The organism is Staphylococcus caseorum (assembly GCF_049943195.1).
Taxonomy (GTDB): Bacteria; Bacillota; Bacilli; order Staphylococcales; family Staphylococcaceae; genus Staphylococcus; species Staphylococcus equorum_A.
The window spans coordinates 1,079,467-1,098,440 of sequence record NZ_JBNFUA010000001.1; the positions used below are offsets into that span (position 1 = coordinate 1,079,467).

15 protein-coding genes are annotated in these 18,974 nt (G+C 32.6%); 1 reads left to right on the plus strand and 14 read right to left on the minus strand.

Annotated features, from left to right (window positions below; translation table 11 throughout):
• Positions 1-112 precede the first annotated feature (112 nt).
• From glpK to ACP3TL_RS05690, 8 genes are all read right to left on the minus strand, one after another.
• On the minus strand, positions 113-1,615 hold the full coding sequence (gene glpK / locus ACP3TL_RS05655; RefSeq protein ID WP_277575823.1) for a glycerol kinase GlpK: 1,503 nt from the start codon (positions 1,613-1,615) through the stop codon (positions 113-115).
• A 183-nt stretch (positions 1,616-1,798) separates the two neighbouring features.
• Positions 1,799-2,617 (minus strand): MIP/aquaporin family protein, encoded by an 819-nt coding sequence (locus tag ACP3TL_RS05660; protein WP_069832843.1) that lies wholly within the window; start codon positions 2,615-2,617, stop codon positions 1,799-1,801.
• Between the two features lie 172 nt (positions 2,618-2,789).
• Positions 2,790-3,824 (minus strand): S66 family peptidase, encoded by a 1,035-nt coding sequence (locus ACP3TL_RS05665; protein ID WP_069832844.1) that lies wholly within the window; start codon positions 3,822-3,824, stop codon positions 2,790-2,792.
• Between the two features lie 225 nt (positions 3,825-4,049).
• Entirely contained in the window at positions 4,050-4,583 is a 534-nt protein-coding gene (locus tag ACP3TL_RS05670) for a glycerol-3-phosphate responsive antiterminator (RefSeq protein ID WP_069832845.1), read from the minus strand.
• Positions 4,584-4,594: 11 nt separating this feature from the next.
• Positions 4,595-6,544, minus strand: coding sequence for a DNA mismatch repair endonuclease MutL (gene mutL / locus ACP3TL_RS05675; protein WP_069832846.1), 1,950 nt, complete (start codon positions 6,542-6,544; stop codon positions 4,595-4,597).
• Between the two features lie 12 nt (positions 6,545-6,556).
• Positions 6,557-9,205 (minus strand): DNA mismatch repair protein MutS, encoded by a 2,649-nt coding sequence (mutS, locus tag ACP3TL_RS05680; protein ID WP_069832847.1) that lies wholly within the window; start codon positions 9,203-9,205, stop codon positions 6,557-6,559.
• A gap of 543 nt (positions 9,206-9,748) precedes the next feature.
• Positions 9,749-11,971, minus strand: a complete 2,223-nt coding sequence (locus tag ACP3TL_RS05685; RefSeq protein WP_069832848.1) for a beta-glucosidase — start codon at positions 11,969-11,971, stop codon at positions 9,749-9,751.
• An 80-nt stretch (positions 11,972-12,051) separates the two neighbouring features.
• Positions 12,052-13,014 (minus strand): alpha/beta hydrolase, encoded by a 963-nt coding sequence (locus ACP3TL_RS05690; RefSeq protein WP_069832849.1) that lies wholly within the window; start codon positions 13,012-13,014, stop codon positions 12,052-12,054.
• A 142-nt stretch (positions 13,015-13,156) separates the two neighbouring features.
• On the opposite strand from ACP3TL_RS05690, the gene ACP3TL_RS05695 reads away from it, so the two are divergent.
• Complete coding sequence (locus ACP3TL_RS05695) at positions 13,157-14,368, plus strand: AraC family transcriptional regulator (protein WP_069832850.1); 1,212 nt, start codon at positions 13,157-13,159, stop codon at positions 14,366-14,368.
• Between the two features lie 181 nt (positions 14,369-14,549).
• On the opposite strand, the gene thiW is transcribed toward ACP3TL_RS05695, so the two are convergent.
• The 6 genes from thiW to ACP3TL_RS05725 form a co-directional block, all read right to left on the minus strand.
• Positions 14,550-15,047, minus strand: a complete 498-nt coding sequence (thiW, locus tag ACP3TL_RS05700; RefSeq protein ID WP_069815959.1) for an energy coupling factor transporter S component ThiW — start codon at positions 15,045-15,047, stop codon at positions 14,550-14,552.
• A 34-nt stretch (positions 15,048-15,081) separates the two neighbouring features.
• Positions 15,082-15,441, minus strand: a complete 360-nt coding sequence (locus ACP3TL_RS05705) for a YlbF/YmcA family competence regulator (RefSeq protein WP_069815961.1) — start codon at positions 15,439-15,441, stop codon at positions 15,082-15,084.
• A complete protein-coding gene (gene miaB / locus ACP3TL_RS05710; protein ID WP_069832851.1) occupies positions 15,441-16,982 on the minus strand; it encodes a tRNA (N6-isopentenyl adenosine(37)-C2)-methylthiotransferase MiaB in 1,542 nt (513 codons plus the stop codon). Before miaB ends, ACP3TL_RS05705 begins: the two co-directional genes overlap by 1 nt.
• Before the next feature lie 222 nt (positions 16,983-17,204).
• Positions 17,205-17,501 carry a thiamine-binding protein gene (locus ACP3TL_RS05715; RefSeq protein ID WP_069815965.1) on the minus strand — a complete coding sequence of 99 codons (297 nt, stop codon included), beginning with the start codon at positions 17,499-17,501 and terminating at the stop codon, positions 17,205-17,207.
• A gap of 103 nt (positions 17,502-17,604) precedes the next feature.
• The gene (locus ACP3TL_RS05720; protein WP_069832852.1) at positions 17,605-18,498 is read right to left on the minus strand and encodes an NAD(P)/FAD-dependent oxidoreductase; all 894 of its coding nucleotides are present in this window, start codon (positions 18,496-18,498) and stop codon (positions 17,605-17,607) included.
• A 72-nt stretch (positions 18,499-18,570) separates the two neighbouring features.
• The gene (locus ACP3TL_RS05725; RefSeq protein WP_069815969.1) at positions 18,571-18,954 is read right to left on the minus strand and encodes an RrF2 family transcriptional regulator; all 384 of its coding nucleotides are present in this window, start codon (positions 18,952-18,954) and stop codon (positions 18,571-18,573) included.
• Positions 18,955-18,974 lie beyond the last annotated feature (20 nt).

The following is an 18,974-nucleotide window of genomic DNA, read 5'->3' on the forward strand; positions in this document are numbered from 1 at the left end:
GAGACCCATCCCATACATATATAATTGTACGAATTGAATCTCTCATTTCTCATCTCGATATTATTAACTTACCCGTATTGTAGCACAGATAACACTTTTAAGTCTAATTTTTTTACTCATCATCTAATTTAAAGACTTGAGTAGCTTCTACAGCTTTCTTCCAGCCTTTATAATATTTTTCTCTTTCTTTTTCTTCCATGTCTGGATTGAATTGTTTTTCTAATTTCCAACGGTTAGCAATTTCATCTTTACTATCCCAGAATCCAACTGCAAGTCCAGCTAAGTATGCTGCACCTAATGCTGTTGTTTCGCTAATTTCTGGACGTTCAACACCAATGTTTAAAATGTCGGATTGGAATTGCATAATGAAATTATTCTTAACTGCGCCGCCATCGACACGTAAATTATTTACTTTAATACCAGAATCTTTTTCCATCGCTTCTAATACGTCACGTGTTTGGTAACATAATGATTCTAAAGTAGCACGAATGAAATGTTCTTTTTCAGTACCACGTGTAAGTCCGAAAATAGCACCACGTGCTTCTGCATCCCAGTATGGTGTACCAAGACCAACAAATGCTGGCACAACGTATACACCTTCAGTTGATTCGACACGTTCTGCATAATTTTCTGATTGTGGCGCTGAATTAATCATTCTGAGTCCATCTCTTAACCATTGAATTGCAGAACCTGAAACGAAGATAGAACCTTCAAGTGCATAATTGACTTTACCATCAATACCATACGCGATTGTTGTTAATAAACCACTCTTAGAAGTTACAGCTTCTTCTCCTGTATTCATTAACATGAATCCACCAGTACCATAAGTGTTTTTCGCATCACCACGGTCGAAACATGCTTGGCCGAATAGTGCTGCTTGTTGGTCACCAGCGATACCAGAAATTGGCACTTCTTTACCGAAGAAATGATAATCCACAGTATTAGCATAAACTTCACTAGAAGATTTTACTTCAGGTAGCATTGAATTCGGAATTTCTAAAATGTCTAATAATTCTTGATCCCATTCTAAATCATGAATGTTGTAGATTAATGTACGACTTGCATTTGTATAATCTGTGATATGTGCTTGCCCACCTGATAATTTCCATACTAACCATGAATCAATTGTTCCGAATAGTAAGTCACCGTTGTCAGCTTTTTCTCTTGTACCTTCAACATTATCAAGTATCCATTTTACTTTTGTACCTGCAAAGTAAGGATCTAATAAAAGGCCTGTTTTTTCACGGAATTTGCTTTCTAAACCTTGGTCTTTTAAGTCTTGACAAATACTTTGTGTTTGACGCGATTGCCATACAATTGCGTGATAGACTGGACGTGACGTATGTTTATCCCAAACTACTGCTGTTTCACGTTGATTTGTAATACCGATACTCGCGATTTGATCTGCGCCAACATTTTCTTCATTAAGCACTTCAGCAATAACTGCCAATACAGACGTCCAAATTTCGTTTGCATCATGTTCTACCCAACCAGATTTAGGAAAATATTGTTTGAATTCACGTTGTGCTACGCCTTGGATTTTCCCATCTTGGTCAAAAAGAATCGCTCTTGAACTTGTTGTACCTTGGTCAATTGACAAAATATATTTTTTCATATTGATAATCTCCCCTTTATTATATTTGTTGAATAAATAATGTATGTGAAATGTATGTTTCCCAACAATCTATCTGTATACATTTCTTTTTAATAATTCAACAAACATATTCATATTACTTATTTTTTTATAATATAAGACCTGTTTATATTTTAACGTATAAACAGGACAGTTAAAACTTATTTAATAAATTGTTTCGATACCTTTTGCACTTTTTGCTTTGTTTAAAGCGATTCCAAGCGCAATTGTTACAATTAATAACACGATTGATACAATAGACATCATATCAAACGCACCTTTATAGAACAATCTATAAATGACCGCACCCATCATACCACCTGTAATAGGTCCTAAAACCGGAACAATTGCATAACTCCAATTTGATTTGCCTTTACCAGCTATTGGTAAAATGGCATGTGCGATACGAGGTCCTAAATCACGAGCAGGATTAATGGCATAACCAGTTGGACCACCTAAACTTAAACCAATCGCAACAATTAAACTACCAACAATTAATGGATTTAAGCCATCAGCTATTTTATTCATTCCAATGAATAATAAACCCATTGTTAAAGCAGCAGTACCAATAATTTCACTTAAAAAGTTGGCAAAGTAATTTTTTATTGCTGGTGCTGTAGAAAACACAGCTAATTTTGTATCTTTATCTTCAGTTGCTTTCCATTGTGCTAAATACATTAACCAAACTAAAATACCACCGATGATACCACCAAGTATTTGACAAATGATGTATCCAGGAACCATACCCCAGCTTAATGCACCGTCCATTGCGAACGCTAAAGTAACAGCCGGATTTAAATGCGCACCAGATATTTCACCAGTAGCGTAAACGCCCATAGTTACGGCAAGTCCCCAACCTGTAGCAATTACAATCCAATCAGCACCGTTACCATTGCTTCGTTTTAAATTAACGTTGGCAACAACGCCACCCCCAAATAATACTAATATTGCTGTTCCCAATAATTCAGCAAAATATACACTCATAGAGACTCCTCCTAAAAAAAGACAAAGAGACTCCTACAATTATGTCCAGTGTTGAACCACTGGTTTAATGACTGTAGAAATCTCCCATCTCTGTTCTAATTATTAACTTGTGTTCATCTTACACCTCTATTGAAAGCGTTGTCAATCTTTTTTGTAAAAAAATTGCCACAATTTAAAAATCAATAACAGCGCTTTCTTTAATTTCGAATTGCTGAGTATGACAATTAATTTTTGCTGATAAGCCATAAGGCATGCTGTGCTTGGGTTCATTGTGTCCAAATGACAAATTATATAAAATTGGAATGCTTGGTTTATTACTTCTTTTAATAATTTTTAATATTTCATTTTTATACGCTTCATAATATATTTGATTAAATGGTTTACCAAAAACAATGCCTTCTACTTTATCTAACACCCCTATTTGTAATAATTGATTAAACATTTTCGAAAATTCTAAAGGAGATGGTGTATCTTCTGAAGTTTCTAAAAAAAGTATCGCATGATTGAAATGCTCTAATTCCGGAAATATGGGAGTATCTATCAAACTCACAAATGTTTCTAAATTACCTCCAATTAAATGGCCACTCACAGCACCGGCCCCATTTATAACTTCATAACTTTGGTTGTCTCTTTTAGTCCTAGCAATATTTTTATTTTCTACTTTCCATTCTAATCCTGTTGGTCTTGTATAAGGCGTAGGCAATCGTTCGCCAATTGCTGAATCATTGAACCAACATTTTTCAATATCTTTAATTGTATAGCTATCCATTTCTATATTCTCCGCAAAATCTGTTAATAAAGCTTGTCCATAAAAACTAACGATACCCATTTTATAAAACATCATGTGCACAGTCGTTGAATCAGAATAACCCGAAAAAATTTTGGGGTTATCGTAAATTGCTTGAAAATCTACATAGGGTAATATGCTAATGGCATCTTCACCACCAATACAACTTATAATCGCTTTTACCTCACTATCTTTTAATGCTTCATTTAAATCTGAAGCACGCAGTTCAGGGTGTTCACGAACATATTTAATACCTTTGAGTGCATTGGGCATGATTTTTACATGCAAACCAAATACGGATTCCAGTCGTTCGATTCCTTGTTTTGTTCGCCATAAAATAGAATCTTCTCCGGCTAAACCAGAAGATAAAGATACAATAGCAACAGTATCGCCTCTTAATAATTTCCTCGGTTTTATCATTAAATGTTCCCCCTAGGCTTTTAATTTACATAAATTGATACTTAATCATTAAAAAATGGTATAAAAAAGAATTAGCTATAATCTTTAGAAATGATTATACATTAATAAAATGATTTAATCTGTTTCTAAAATAGCTAATTCTGTTAAGACAATTACATTATGATCAACATCATTCAATCTTTATGCTTTAATAGAACGATTGTTAATTTAACTGCTTTAGCTTTATTACCATAAATCCCGATCACTTGTAGTGATATATTTCGCACCATTTTTTACCGCAACATCAACTTCCTCAACGTCATTAATCAATCCACCAGCAATCACAGACGTATTCGTCTGTTCATTAATGATTTTTATTGGCTTTGTTGCTATACCTGGCAACACTTCAACAAAGTCAGGCTCAACACGTTTTATAAGCTCAATGCTTCTAGTTAGTGCATGACTATCTAGAATAAATACACGGAAAACGGTAGTCGTATTCAACGCTTTGGCTTTGTTTATAACTTTCGTTTTTGTCGATACGATGCCTTTGGGATGATAGTTTTGAATGATAAATTCACAAGCAAATTCATCGTGACTCATACCTCTAATTAAATCAATATGCATATACACTTCTATATTATTCTTCTTCATCAATTCCATAATACTTTTAATATGACCTATATGCGTATCTAATAACACACATTCTTTATAATCTGTCTGTATCAGTTTTTCTAAATCTTTCATTGAGCGAATAGCCGGTAAAATATATGGCTTCATCCACTAACCTCCTATATAATACGCTTAAATAAGCGTTCTAATTCATAATTTGAAAAATTAATGATTATCGGTCTGCCATGTGGACATGTAAATGGATCTTCTGTTTCTCTCAATTGATTCACTAAATCTGCCATTTCATTATTTTTTAAATAGTGATTTGCTTTAATTGATTTCTTACAACTCATCATTATAGCAGCTTCTTCACGTATTTTTTTAACATTCACTTTTTTATGTTCTAAGACATACTCAATCATATCTTTAATAATTTCTTCCGCTTCAGCAGCAGGAAACCACACTGGATAACTATCAACAATATAATCATTACCACCAAACGGTTCTAAATGCACACCCACTTTATCTAATTCTTCTACGTGTTGATTGATAATCATCAACTCGTCTTTGGAAAAGTGAAAAGTTAAAGGAATTAATAAATTTTGTATTTCATTAGACACATCACCTATTTTTTCTCTAAAATATTCGTATTTAATCCGTTCTTGCGCAGCATGTTGATCGATCATAAACATACCGTTCTCATTTTGCGCAATAATATATGTGCCATGTACTTGACCTACGACTTCCATATAAGGTACACGCTGTGAAGAATTGCTACTGATACTCCCTTTAATATCTGGTGCTTCAGCTACATCTTCAGAAGGTGCTAATGTATTAGTAATATCTTGTTCTTCCATATCTGTCAAGACATCTCTTTGCGTCTTAGCATAATCATAAGTCGATTCTTGCACTGAATAGGAATCCTCTGAGGAGGTATTCGGACTTGAGAGTGTATGATCTAAGGCTTGATTAGATTGATTTGTTTCATTGGGCTCATTATCATCAAGGTCAAAATTCAAATTCGTTGAATGTGTAGCATCTCTTTGCTGTTTACGTTTCTCAAAATCAATTTTCTGTTGTTCAAATTTATCCAGCACTTTATTTTTCTGCGTCAATTTATTCATATCATTTTGTGGTATTAAAATACGATCTTTAAAAGCTTCTCGTATTTTTTCTACAATCAATTCAAACAACTGATCTTCTTTAGATAAACGTACCTCTAATTTAGTTGGGTGCACATTGACGTCGACCAGTATCGGATCCATTTCAATATTAATATAACAAATCGGGAATCTGCCAATCATTAGCAGTGTATGATAACCTTCTAAAATTGCTTTGTTTATCAAAAAGTTTTTGATATATCTACCATTAATAAAAATAGATATATAATGTTTATTACTTCGGGAATGTTCTGGTTTAGCAACATATCCCTCTAAGCGATAGTCGCTCGTTTCACCAGAGATATGTACTAAATCTTTAGCCACTTTCATCCCATATATTTCTGCCATTACTTCATTTGTACGTCCTGAACCATTTGTTTTTAAAATCGTTCTGCCATCTGAAATAAGTGAAATACGAATGCCTGGATGACTCATTGCCATACGATTTACGATATCAGTAATTTTACCTAATTCAGTATATAAACTTTTAATATATTTTAAGCGCGCTGGTGTATTATAAAATAATGATTCAACTAATATATCAGTACCTTGTTTCGCTTTTGCAGGTTTTTGATTAAGAATTTCACCATTTTCCACATAAATCTCTTGGCCTTCTTCATTATCTGTACATGTTTTCAGTGTCACTTTGGAAACAGAAGAGATACTCGCTAATGCTTCTCCACGGAATCCAAGTGTGCGAATATGAAACAGGTCATCATCTGCATCTAGTTTACTTGTTGCATGACGATGAAAGACGAGACCTAAATCTTCTATATGAATACCCGTACCATTGTCAACGACACGAATGGATGTTACGCCAGATTGTTCAACTTCGATATTGATTTCAGTCGCTTGGGCGTCAATGGCATTTTCTAATAACTCTTTGACTACTGAGCCTGGACGTTCAACAACTTCCCCAGCAGCAATCTTATTCGCTAATGATGTTTGCAACTCTTTAATTTTACCCATTTGACTTCACCTCTATTTCAATTGTTTTTGTAATTCACTTAATTTAATTAATGCTTCTATCGGCGTCATGTTAGATAAATTCAACGTCTTAATTTCATTTTCTATTTCAGATTGCTCGACCGGCGCATCAAATAGTTCAAATGCTGTTTGTTCAAATTGATTTCTATTATCATCCTGTTTTGCATATTCAGATTGCTCAGGATATGTTGCAACTGCTTCTTCTACATTTGAGTATTGCGCTTCTTGAATACTTGAGTCTACTTCAAGTTTGTTAACTACGACTTGGTTTTCTTGTTTATCAGTCTGTTCAAACGCATCTAATATAACTTGCGCACGTGAAATTACTTCATCAGGTAAATGTGCTAATTTAGCTACTTGAATACCATAACTATCATCTACTGCGCCATCTTTAACCTTATGCAAGAAGATAAGTTCACCTTTATATTCGTTTGCTGCTACATGCACATTTTTCAAACAAGATAAAGATTGATCTAAAGTTGTTAACTCGTGATAATGCGTAGAAAATAGTGTCTTAGCATGAGACGTATTCGCAACGTATTCTATCATCGATTGTGCAAGTGCTAATCCATCATACGTCGATGTACCTCTTCCAATTTCATCAAAAATAATCAAACTATTTTCTGTCGCATGTGCGAGTGCTTTCTGTGCTTCTAACATTTCAACCATAAATGTACTTTTACCTGATACAAGATCATCTGCGGCGCCTATTCTTGTAAATATCTGGTCAAAGACTGGGAGTGTTGCAGATTCACAAGGGACGTATGCTCCCATTTGGGCCATAATACTAATTATGGCTACTTGACGCATATAAGTGGATTTACCCGACATATTAGGTCCAGTTATTAAATAGACAAATGTATCTTGATCTAATTCACAATCATTTGGCACATAATCATTATGGTCCATCACGCGTTCGACAACCGGATGACGCGAATTTGTTAATTGTAGTGTTTTATCTTCACTAAAATTCGGACGTGCATAGTTATATTTTTGCGCAATTTCTGCAAAACTTTGTAAACAATCAAGTTCTGATATAACTTTTGCTTGTTTTTGTAAACGTTCTGTATAGGTTTTAATTTTTTCTCTTAGCTGAACAAACAATTTATATTCTAATTCGATTGCTTTATCTTCAGCGCCAAGAATGATGTCTTCTTTTTCTTTCAATTCATCTGTGATAAAACGTTCTGCGTTAGATAATGTTTGCTTGCGATGATAACCAAATGCTGTGGGGTCGAAGTCTTGTAAGTTCGCTCTAGTAATTTCAATAAAGTAACCAAACACTTTATTAAAACTAATCTTTAATGATTTAATGCCAGTACGTTGGCGTTCTTTAGCCTGTAATTCAGCTAGCCATGACTTTCCATTTTTAGATGCCTCTAAATACTCGTCTAACTCACTATTAAAACCAGTTTTAAAAAGGCCACCCTCTTTTACAGAAATTGGTGGTTCTTCTTTTAAACTTTCTTCTAGTAAGCCAAGTAATTCATCTAAGGGCTCTAGCGCTTTAAATTGTGCAGTCATCTGTTCATCAAAATCATTAAGTAGATTTTTAATATTTGGGATTTCTGAAATAGAATGTTTCAACTGAATTAAATCGCGTGCATTGACGTTGCCATAACTTACACGGCCTACTAAGCGTTCAATATCATAAACTTGATTCAAATGATTTCTTAATGTATCTCTTTCGATGAAATGATTAATAAACTGTTCTACTGTATCTAAGCGAGATTCTATATGTGCTTTATGGATAAGTGGTCTATCAATCCACTGTTTTAATCGTCTGGCACCCATTGGCGTCTTAGTCTCATCCATTAACCAGAGCAATGTTCCTTTTTTAGTTTTTAAACGAATACTTTCTGTTAATTCTAAATTTCGTTTAGCGTAAAAATCCATTTTCATAAAGTCTACCGCTTCATATTTAACAACTGCTTCAATATGGGATAAATCTCTTTTTTGTGTGTGATATATATAATCTAACAACAATTGTGTCGCATTAAATAAGTTGTCTTCCGTCATAGTATTCACACTATACTGTGCATCTGAAATTTCCGATAATACCGTTATCGTTTCAGTTGTTAAACTGATTTGTCGTTTTAAATTATCATCAATATTCTCGTTTACGACGATTTCATTAGGATTAATAGTTGTAATTTCATTCATTAGTGTCGCTGCATCTTCGAAATGTGTAACTTTCAATTCTCCAGTTGAAACATCACAATAACTTAATGCGTAAGCGACATTATCTTTCACAAAACTTAATATATAGTTGTTTTGTTTTTCATCAACGCCACCTTTATCCATTACCGTTCCAGGTGTAACGATTCTAACAACTTCACGACGAACCATACCTTTAGTCTGTCTTGGATCTTCCATTTGCTCACATATAGCTACTTTATATCCATTGCTAATCAATGTTTCAATGTAGCCATCTGCTGCATGATAAGGTACACCACACATCGGTATTGGGTTCGTTTTTTTGGCATCCCTTTTCGTCAAAGTGATTTCTAATACTCTTGACGCCTCTTTCGCATCATCGAAAAACATTTCATAAAAATCGCCCAATCTAAAAAATAATAGACAATCTTGATATTGTGATTTTATTTTTAAATACTGTTGCATCATAGGAGTTTGGTTAGTCATTTTGATATTTCACAATCCTTCTATTAGTTTCTTACTTTTCAAACATTAAATTCAATTATTATTGTATCTTTGAATATGTATTTATAGTCATGTAGCACACATTTAAAATATGCACTGAGCGTGTTTTCATATTCATTTTTGTAGCGAAAGCCTCTTTAATGCTATCCATTTTCGTTTAATTTTCTTTAACTTCATTAGTTAATTTAACTCTTAAATTTTAACATAATTTTAGATATTACGCCTATTTATTCAATCGTAGCGTTAAAGCTTAATTATTATCAAACGCCTTTATAAGCGTTCTTAGAAAAACCTTAATTTGATGTATTCAAACTATATAGATGCATATATGTTATATGTATATTGTCTATGCAAATGTAATGATAAATAAGCGATATTAGCCTCACCAACAAAAATGAGACTGAGACATGTGCTATGTCCCAGCCTCATTTTGTATTTATACTACAAATCCTAATAATCATATTATAACATTCAATAACTTTATATCCTACAGTCGCTTGTTTATAACAAGCAATTTACATATAATTATTTATTCTTTAATTCATCATTTGCGTCATTGATAAAGTCATGTACTGTCGCTATATCCATATCAAGCATAATGAGTGAACGTAATGGTAAATTTTCAAAAAGTGGAGCTAATTCTGGATCTTCTGTTACTTTATCTATGATTTCGTCTAATTGATATTGTTTCAGTGATTGTTTGATTTCATTTTTCCTTAACACTAATTCATATACATAAGTATCTTCATGGATCCAATGCGATTTTGTTTGATTAGTTATATCTAGAGTAATTGATTGCTCTAATCTAATATCTTCAACTGATGAACCTACATATATTACATAGTCTCCATCATCTATTTGCCACTGTCTTGTATTATTATTAAACCAGCGCAAAGCTTTATAAGGTATATCAAACGTAATTGTTTTTGATTCATTTGCATCTAAAGCAATACGTTCAAAATCTCTAAGTTCTTTGAGCGGCATATCTATATCACTTGCACGGTTACCAATATAAATTTGTATAACTTCTTCCCCAAATATTTTCCCAGTATTTTTGATATCTAGATTAATTTCCAAACTATTTTCTTGAGGTGCAACTTGGACATTAGCGTACTCAAAAGTTGTATAACTTAAACCGTGACCAAATGGGAATTGCGTTTTGATATATTTTGTATCGTAATATCTATAACCAACATATATCCCTTCTCTGTATTCTTCTTCTGCTTTACTTTGAGTAAATGTTAAATACGAAGGAACATCTTCAATTCGTTTTGGAACAGTTTCTGTTAATTTGCCTGCTGGATTTTGTTTACCAGTTAATACATCTTTGATCGCTTCTCCTACCGCTTCACCTGATAAATAGGTTTCGACAATAGATTTCACTTTATGTGCCCAAGGCATAAGTACTGTCCCGCCATTTTGTAAAACCACAGTTACATTTTGATTCTCACTCGTTACTGCATCTAATAATGCTAATTGATTGTCTGGTAATGCTAAAGCATTTTTATCGAATCCTTCAGTTTCATAACTTTCAGGGTAACCTAAAAATAATATTACTTGGTCATTTTGTTGAGCTACTTTTACTGCTTTTTGTTGAAGCTTTTGATCTATTTCATGATTACTAATATAATAACCCTGAGCATATTCAACTTGATGTGTATTAAAAGCATCCAATGGCGTTACAATGTTATATGGATTAACTTTAGAAGAACCGCCACCTTGAATTCTTGGTTTAGCCGCAAGCTCACCAATCAAGCCTAATGACGACGAATTTAATGGTAAGTTATTGTTTTCATTTTTTAATAAAATAATACTTTTACTTGCTAGTACTCTTGAGAAATCATGATAGCTTGCTTTGTCATAAGACTGTGCTTCATCTTTGATTTGATGTTGTTTTATTAACGTTAAAACACGATCCACTGAAATATCTAATATAAGCTCGTCCAATTCGCCACTTTCTATAGCCTTTGTTACTTCAGTCAATGTGCTTTCTCCCTTACCAGGCATTTCTAAATTGAGCCCTGCTTTTAATGAATTAGAACGCTGTTTTACCGCCGACCAGTCAGAAACAACGACACCTTGGTACCCCCATTCATTTCTTAGCACATCTGTAAGTAGCCATTTATTCTCCGAAACGGGAACATGGTTAATGGCATTATAAGAACTCATAATCGTAGCTGGCTGAGCATATTTCACGACTGTTTCAAATGCACTAAGATAAATTTCTCTCAGTGTGCGTTCATCCATATTAGAAGAATTGGTAAAACGTTGATTCTCTCTATTATTAGCGGCAAAGTGTTTTACACTTGAACCAATGCCTTGAGTCTGTATGCCATTAATATAAGCTGTTGCAAGTTTACCAGCAACTAAAGAATCTTCGGACATGTATTCAAAATTTCTACCAGCCAAAGGATTTCTTTTAATATTTATACCAGGACCTAACAACACATTAACTTTTTCACTTTTTGCGATTTGTCCTAAATATTCACCATATTGACGTAGCAATTTTTTATCAAATGAACTAGCAATTAATGCTAAACTTGGAAAGCTAATTGTTTCAATGCTTTGATTTAAGCCTAAAGCATCAGCTCCCTCTTCTTGCTTTCTTACCCCAGAAGGACCATCAGTTAGTAGTAGTGCATTTAATCCCTTATCTTCTAAGTCATGTGTATACCAAAATGCCTGTCCAGTTACAATTTTAATTTTCTCTTCTAATGTTAGATTTTGAATTATTTCATTATTTTTCATAAGATACCTCTCCCTTAAAATAAGTATTACGAAATACGCGTAGTTCCAAATGAATTATTTATTTATCAAAATTATCTTGTTTAGTTTGTAATAAAATGAATTGTTTCTTCAAGTGCATCATCAGCTTCAGGTGAATATCCAAGGTCATTTATGAACGCATGATATGCATTTTCATACAATAAGCATGACACATTATGTCCGGATCTTTCTAATAACTCAGCATAAGCTATACCATCACTTTTTAGCCCATCATTTTCAGCTACCATAATCAAAGTATCAGGCATTTCAGTTGGTATATTTGCTCTTAATGGCGATACATAAGGTAAGTTTCTGTCTTTTTTGTTCTTTAAATATAAGCGTTGACATACATAAATCAGTTTTTTCATGTCTTGAAAAGCTGCACCTTGCTGTTTATAGCTGGGTTTATCTAAAGAAACTAAATCTGTTAAAGGATAGTATAAAATTTGATTTTGGATTTTAATATTTTCTTTTGCTAATTTTAATATTAATGACGCTGCTAAATTCCCCCCTGCACTATCTCCGGCTATACTAATTCGAGTTGTATCAATTTCAAAATCACCCGCGTATTTCAATAAATAGTTTAATCCCTTATAACAGTCGTTCAATGCCTCTGGGTATTTAGCTTCAGGTGATAAGGTATAATCTATACCTGCAATAATGTAACCTGTTTTGTCGGCAAGTGCTCTCATGAAATTATCATTCACATATGAAGAACCACCAATAAATGCACCACCATGAATAAAATAAAGTAACGGTTTCTTGTCATTCGCGTCGCTATCATTTCGGTATACATTCAATGAAATTAAATTTTTCCATCCGTAAATTTTATACGTTTCTTTATAGATTGAGCGACTGTAGTTTAATAGTTTTTGATCTTGATTTTCCATAGCTTTTCTAAAGGTTTTAAGATTGAATCGAATCAAATATTCTAATGCAGGTCCAGGAAGCTTAGTTAATAACTTCATACTACCCATAGCATTTTCTTTTTTATCTTCACTTAATTTTTTTCGAACAATATCCACAGTAGTATCACTCCTTTTATTTACTCACAACATAATAAATAAAACTTTTCCTTGTATCCCCCATTCTATCCCTTCCACAAAATATTTAATTGCACTTTTTCCATATAAATAGTATATTTTCTATCAATAAGGAGGAAGTATTATGAATTGCGCTATAAACGATGAACTTGATTATATATGTAATATGATACAATCCAATACTGGTATGAATATTTTAATAAGTAGTGCAAATATCACTATTAAAGAATATAAATTTTCAAATCGAGAAAACCCTTTTCTTAGCACAGATAAGTTATATAAAGATCTATTTATGGGAATTGAATCTACTTTTGAAATGCCCATAATTAAATCTCTTAATGATATGGAATATTATTTATGTATACGAACAGAAGATTTTGACTTTACTATGGGGCCTTGTGTGTTAGAGGAAGTGACTCATAGTCTTTTTTATGATTATATAAAGCGTTATAAAGTACCACTTTATTTAAAAAAGAATTTGCAAATTTATTTTAACTCTATTCCTACATATGAAAAAAGTGACCTCATTCATATGGGGCAACTCATTTATTTTTTGTTATTTAGAAAGCAAATTTCACTATCAACTATCAAAGAACAATCTATAAATACGCCCGTTTTAGAAAATAATATTGATTTCGAACTTTCTATTAAACGACTAAATGAACAACTACATCATGATATTTTGTTAGAAAACAAATTTAATGAATATATAAAACATGGAGATATTGATAACATAAAAAGAATTTTTAAAAATACAATTAATTTAGACTCAGTCGGCGTAGTTACGCCTGATAACCTTATTCGTAATGATAAGAATCTTGCTATTTCTGCTGTAGCTATAGCGAGTAGATCAGCAATTGAAGGTGGATTACACTACGAAGTAGCATACTCAATGAGTGATCTACTCATTCAAAAGATAGAAGTAGAAAAAGAAATTGATTTAATAAAATCTGTAGAATATATTTTTGTAAAATTTGCCAATCAAGTTAAGACATTAAATAGTTCTAAATATACAAAACCTATTAATTTAGTACAACAATATATTTATAACCATTTATATCAACCTTTAACTTTAGATATATTAGCAAATCATGTAAATTTAAGTTCTAAATATTTATCTCATTTATTCAAGAAGGAAGTTGGTATTACGATAAGCGCCTATATTACAGAAAAAAAACTAGAAGAATCTAAATTATGGCTAGATAACTCAAGTTTATCTATTTCTGAAATAGCACATCAACTCAGCTTTTCAGATCAAAGCTACTTTATTAAAGTTTTCAAACGCTCTATTGGATTAACTCCAAAACAATACCGCTCAAAAAATTATGTAACTTAATTTATCTATATAGTTATTAATATAGTAAATGTAAAATATTCATAATTCTTAATAAAAAAACGAGACTAAGTCTCTATAAGTAATCAAGAATAATAGCACGACATAACTTGTTTCGTTATCCATCTAAAACTTCCTGATTAGTTATTTGAGTCTTAATCTCGTATCGTAAATCTGACATAGCTTATAAGAAGCGTTTTAATATGCCTTTTCTTTTCAATATCATTAATAATATATAACTGATGATAGCACCAATAATACTAGAAACGATAAATGCTAACATTAATGGTTTAATAGCAAAATCTGAAAAGCCAAGTATCCAAGCTAATGGAATACAAATTATACTACCAATAATACCTGTTCCTATCACTTCACCCACCGCAGCCATGAAGATATGCTTACGGTAATGATAAAAACCACTTGCGAGTAGTACACCTACCATACTTCCAGGAAAGGCGAAGAAGCTACCAGTACCAAAAATCATGCGTAATACAGAAGAAATAAATGCTTGAGCTAGTCCAAACCACGGACCAACAAACACAGCACATAGTACATTAATCAAATGTTGAATAGGTGCTGCTTTAATAGGGCCTAACGGAATGACAATGATACTACTCAACACTACATTAATAGCGATGAATATTGCGGTTAAAGTTAACCTTTTCGTCTTAATTGTCTTCATTCGGTTCATTCCTTTCCTGAAAGTACATTACACGCTAGTCGTCATTTTGTTCATGTTGATTTAAACGATCAGACATTGTACTTATCATCATTTGTAATAAATCGTTGGCTTCAGTTTGTGATTCTCTGAACTCTTCCACTATAGGTAATACATTAATATCTTGCTCAATACCTTGTATTTTACCTTCAGATTGTTTTAGCGCTTCTGTTTTACCGTAATTTTGTAAGTTTACGGATTGCTTTTGTGTTTTCTTTAAATCTTTCATGCGTTGTTCAATATTTTTATTGTAATGAATTTGTTGTTCTACAGTGTGATAATCTTTAACTGTATCCAATGATTTGATTCGTTCACTAATGCGATTTGCTTCAGCTAATATGTCATCTTTTTCATACATTATTGAGTCACCACTGCTTTTTCACTCATGCGTAAGAATGTACCATTTAATGAAAATTGTTTCGCTTCATCAACTTGTACATCTACAATTCTACCTATCATTTCTTTAGGTGCTTTAAAGTTAACGAGTTTATTTTTTGAAGTATAGCCTGCTAACACAGTATTATCCTTCTTACTAGCACCTTCACACAATACTTGGATGACTTCGCCTTCATATTGTTTCATAGCTCGTTCTGAATAATAAGCCACTTTTTTATTTAATTGTTGTAATCTATCTTTCTTCACGTCTAAAGGCACATTATCTTTCATCTTCGCTGCTGGTGTACCATCTCTTTGTGAATAAATATAAGTATATGCATGTTCAAATTCAACTTCGTCATACAATGTTAAAGTTTCTTCAAATTGTGCTTCAGTTTCATTTGGATAACCTACGATAATATCCGTAGTCAGTGCGACGTTAGGTATCTTCGTTTTAATTCTATCTACTAAATCTAAATAGCTTTCACGTGTATATTTACGCCCCATAATTTTTAATACTGCATTGTTACCTGATTGAACTGGTAAATGTACATGAGGTACAATATTGCCCCCGTTAGCAATAACTTCAATCATACGATCCGTAAAGTCCCAAGGATGACTTGTAGTAAATCTCACTCTTGGTATATCAATTTGTGTAATATCTTCTAATAAATCACCCAAACCATATTCTAAGCCCTCTATATCTTTACCATAAGCGTTAACGTTTTGACCCAGCAGCGTAATTTCTTGATAACCTTGACGCGCTAAATCTCTTACTTCAGCAATGATATCATCTGGACGTCTACTACGTTCTTTACCTCTTGTAAAAGGCACAATGCAATATGTACAGAATTTGTCACAACCATACATAATATTTACCCAAGCTTTAATATTACCTTTTCTCACTTTAGGAAGGTTTTCAATAACGTCTCCTTCTTTTGACCATACTTCTACAACCATCGCTTTTGATAAATAAGCTTCTTCTAAAATTTCTGGTAAACGATGAATATTATGTGTTCCGAAAATCATATCAACGTTCTGGTACGATTTGAGAATTTTGTTAACAACTGATTCTTCTTGTGACATACAGCCACATACGCCGATAACTGTTTCTGGTTTTTCTCGTTTTAAGTGTTTTAAATTACCAATCTCACTAAACACTTTACTCTCCGCATTTTCACGTATTGCACATGTGTTAATCAAAATCACATCAGCTTGATTGATATCCTCTGTTGCTGTATAACCTAAAGCGCCTAAGATACCAGCCATGACCTCTGTATCATGCGCGTTCATTTGGCAACCATATGTTTTAATTAAGAAGGTCTTCCCTTGACCCATATTACGATATTTTTCATCTATGTGAAAATCACGGTTATAGTTTACTTCTTCTTTACCGCGTTTACGTGCTTCTTTTAAACTTGGTGGTTGATAGACATGCTCAAAATACTTGCTATAATCTTTAGGCTTCTTATCTCGTTCAGCTAAAATATCTATAGAAGTACTTTTTCTTTGCTCTTCATTCACTCTACAAAATCCTTTCTATATCATATAAACTAAGAACAAGTGTTTTTAAATATGTTTTATACTTTGGTATTTCAACCTAGACGTTCAAAGTTCTATAACTTTATCCATAATCATTACTTCATTATATTAAATTTAAACCCAAAGTGCAAAAGGTCTTTCCCAATAAATAAAAACGATTCAACATCTTGATATGTTGAATCGTTTTTGTTTATTATTTATTTTTTAAATTTCGTCATATTTTCCAGTAAGTGTCTCGATTGTAATACCTTCAGGGACATGATAAAACTTAACCTGACTAATCGTACTCGGTATTTCTAATTCAACCATACGCTCATTTAACTTTTGAATCAAGATCAAACATTCATTCATCTCACCTTGTACTGTCGTTTCTAGTGGTCCAACTCTATAAGTCAAACCAGAATCGTCAATTATCTTTATCGCTTCATCAACATAAGGTATAACATCTTCACCATTAGCAGTTTTCGGAATAATTTGGACACTCATTAACGTATCATGCATATTTCTTCAGCCCCTTATATGTTTTACTTATCTTTTAGTTTATCAAATAAGATGTTCAAGGCATAGATATAAAACGTTAATCATTTATATCATAAGATTTATTTTAAAAATCTTCACTAATTTGTGTCATTATTATCATTTTAGCAACCATACCACCATTAGCTGCTGCATCTATAATTTGACCCGCGAAATTATCTTTTGTTTCACCTGCAATATAAAAATGCTTAATCGAAGTTTCACCAAAAGCATTGACTTCAAATTTTTTATTTTCATCACGCTCTAAACTCAAATTTTCCAAGAAATCAAAATGAGTATCCCATTGCATTTGGCTAAATGCACCTTCAACTTCAACTTTATCGCCGTTTGACAATTTAACATGAGTTAATTGACCATTTTCCCCGCTTAAATCAGCGATGGGTTCGCTATATATATCAATATTTTTAGCTTTAAGCCAAGCTTTGTCTTCGGCTGTAACACTTTCCCCATTTGTAAAAACGATAAGTTCTTTTGAAAAGTTGCTTAATAATTTAACCATATGTGTCATCATCTCAACGGAATATATGACAGCCAACTTACGATGACGCATTTCATAGCCATCACACCACGGACAATAAAATATAGATTGTCCATAAAAATCATTGAAACCAGGTATGTCTGGTCCTTGTTCTTTTAATCCTGTTGCGAGTAACACTTGTCTAGCTGTAAATGATTGTGCTTGGGTAAAAACTTCAAATCCTTCATCATTTTCTTTAATATCTATAACACGTTCTGCTAAAAATGATACATCTTTGTATTTAGCAATATCTTGTTTTGCTTTTTGTTTGAATTCAGTTGGTGAAATACCATCTTGTGTTAAATAACCATGTGATTCTGATGTCACTCGATTTCGTGGTTTATCCTCATCGATAACTAATGTATGCATCATACCTCTTCCAAAATTTAATGCTGCGCTTAAACCAGCAGGACCGCCACCAATAACTATGATTTCATAATCCATTTATTTCACTCCTTTACACCTTTTAAAGACTCTTAATATCTATAATTAATCGAATAATATAAGAACTTAGCGTTAAGCCAAGTCCTTTAATTTTTTTTGTTCTAAATTATTTATTAAACTACGTTCCGCTTCATCCATAATTTGTTTAATAGAACACCCTTCACCATGACTAAAACTATCTTCGAGTAAGCTTTGTTTGCCATCTATAGTTACAATAATTTCATAAATTGAAACATCTTGCCATCCATTTTTTAATTGATAGCCGCCTTTTGCACCACTATTTGCTGAAATTATCCCAGCTTTTACAAGTCGTGTTAAAATTTTAGATAAATAAGTCGTAGAAACTTTCAATACGGCTGCTAAGTCTTGTACTGGTATTCTTTTTGAATCGCCGTCACTTTTTATCATAAATAATAAAGCGTGTAATGCATAATCTGTTGCCTTAGAACATTTCATTTGTTTATCAACTTCCTATT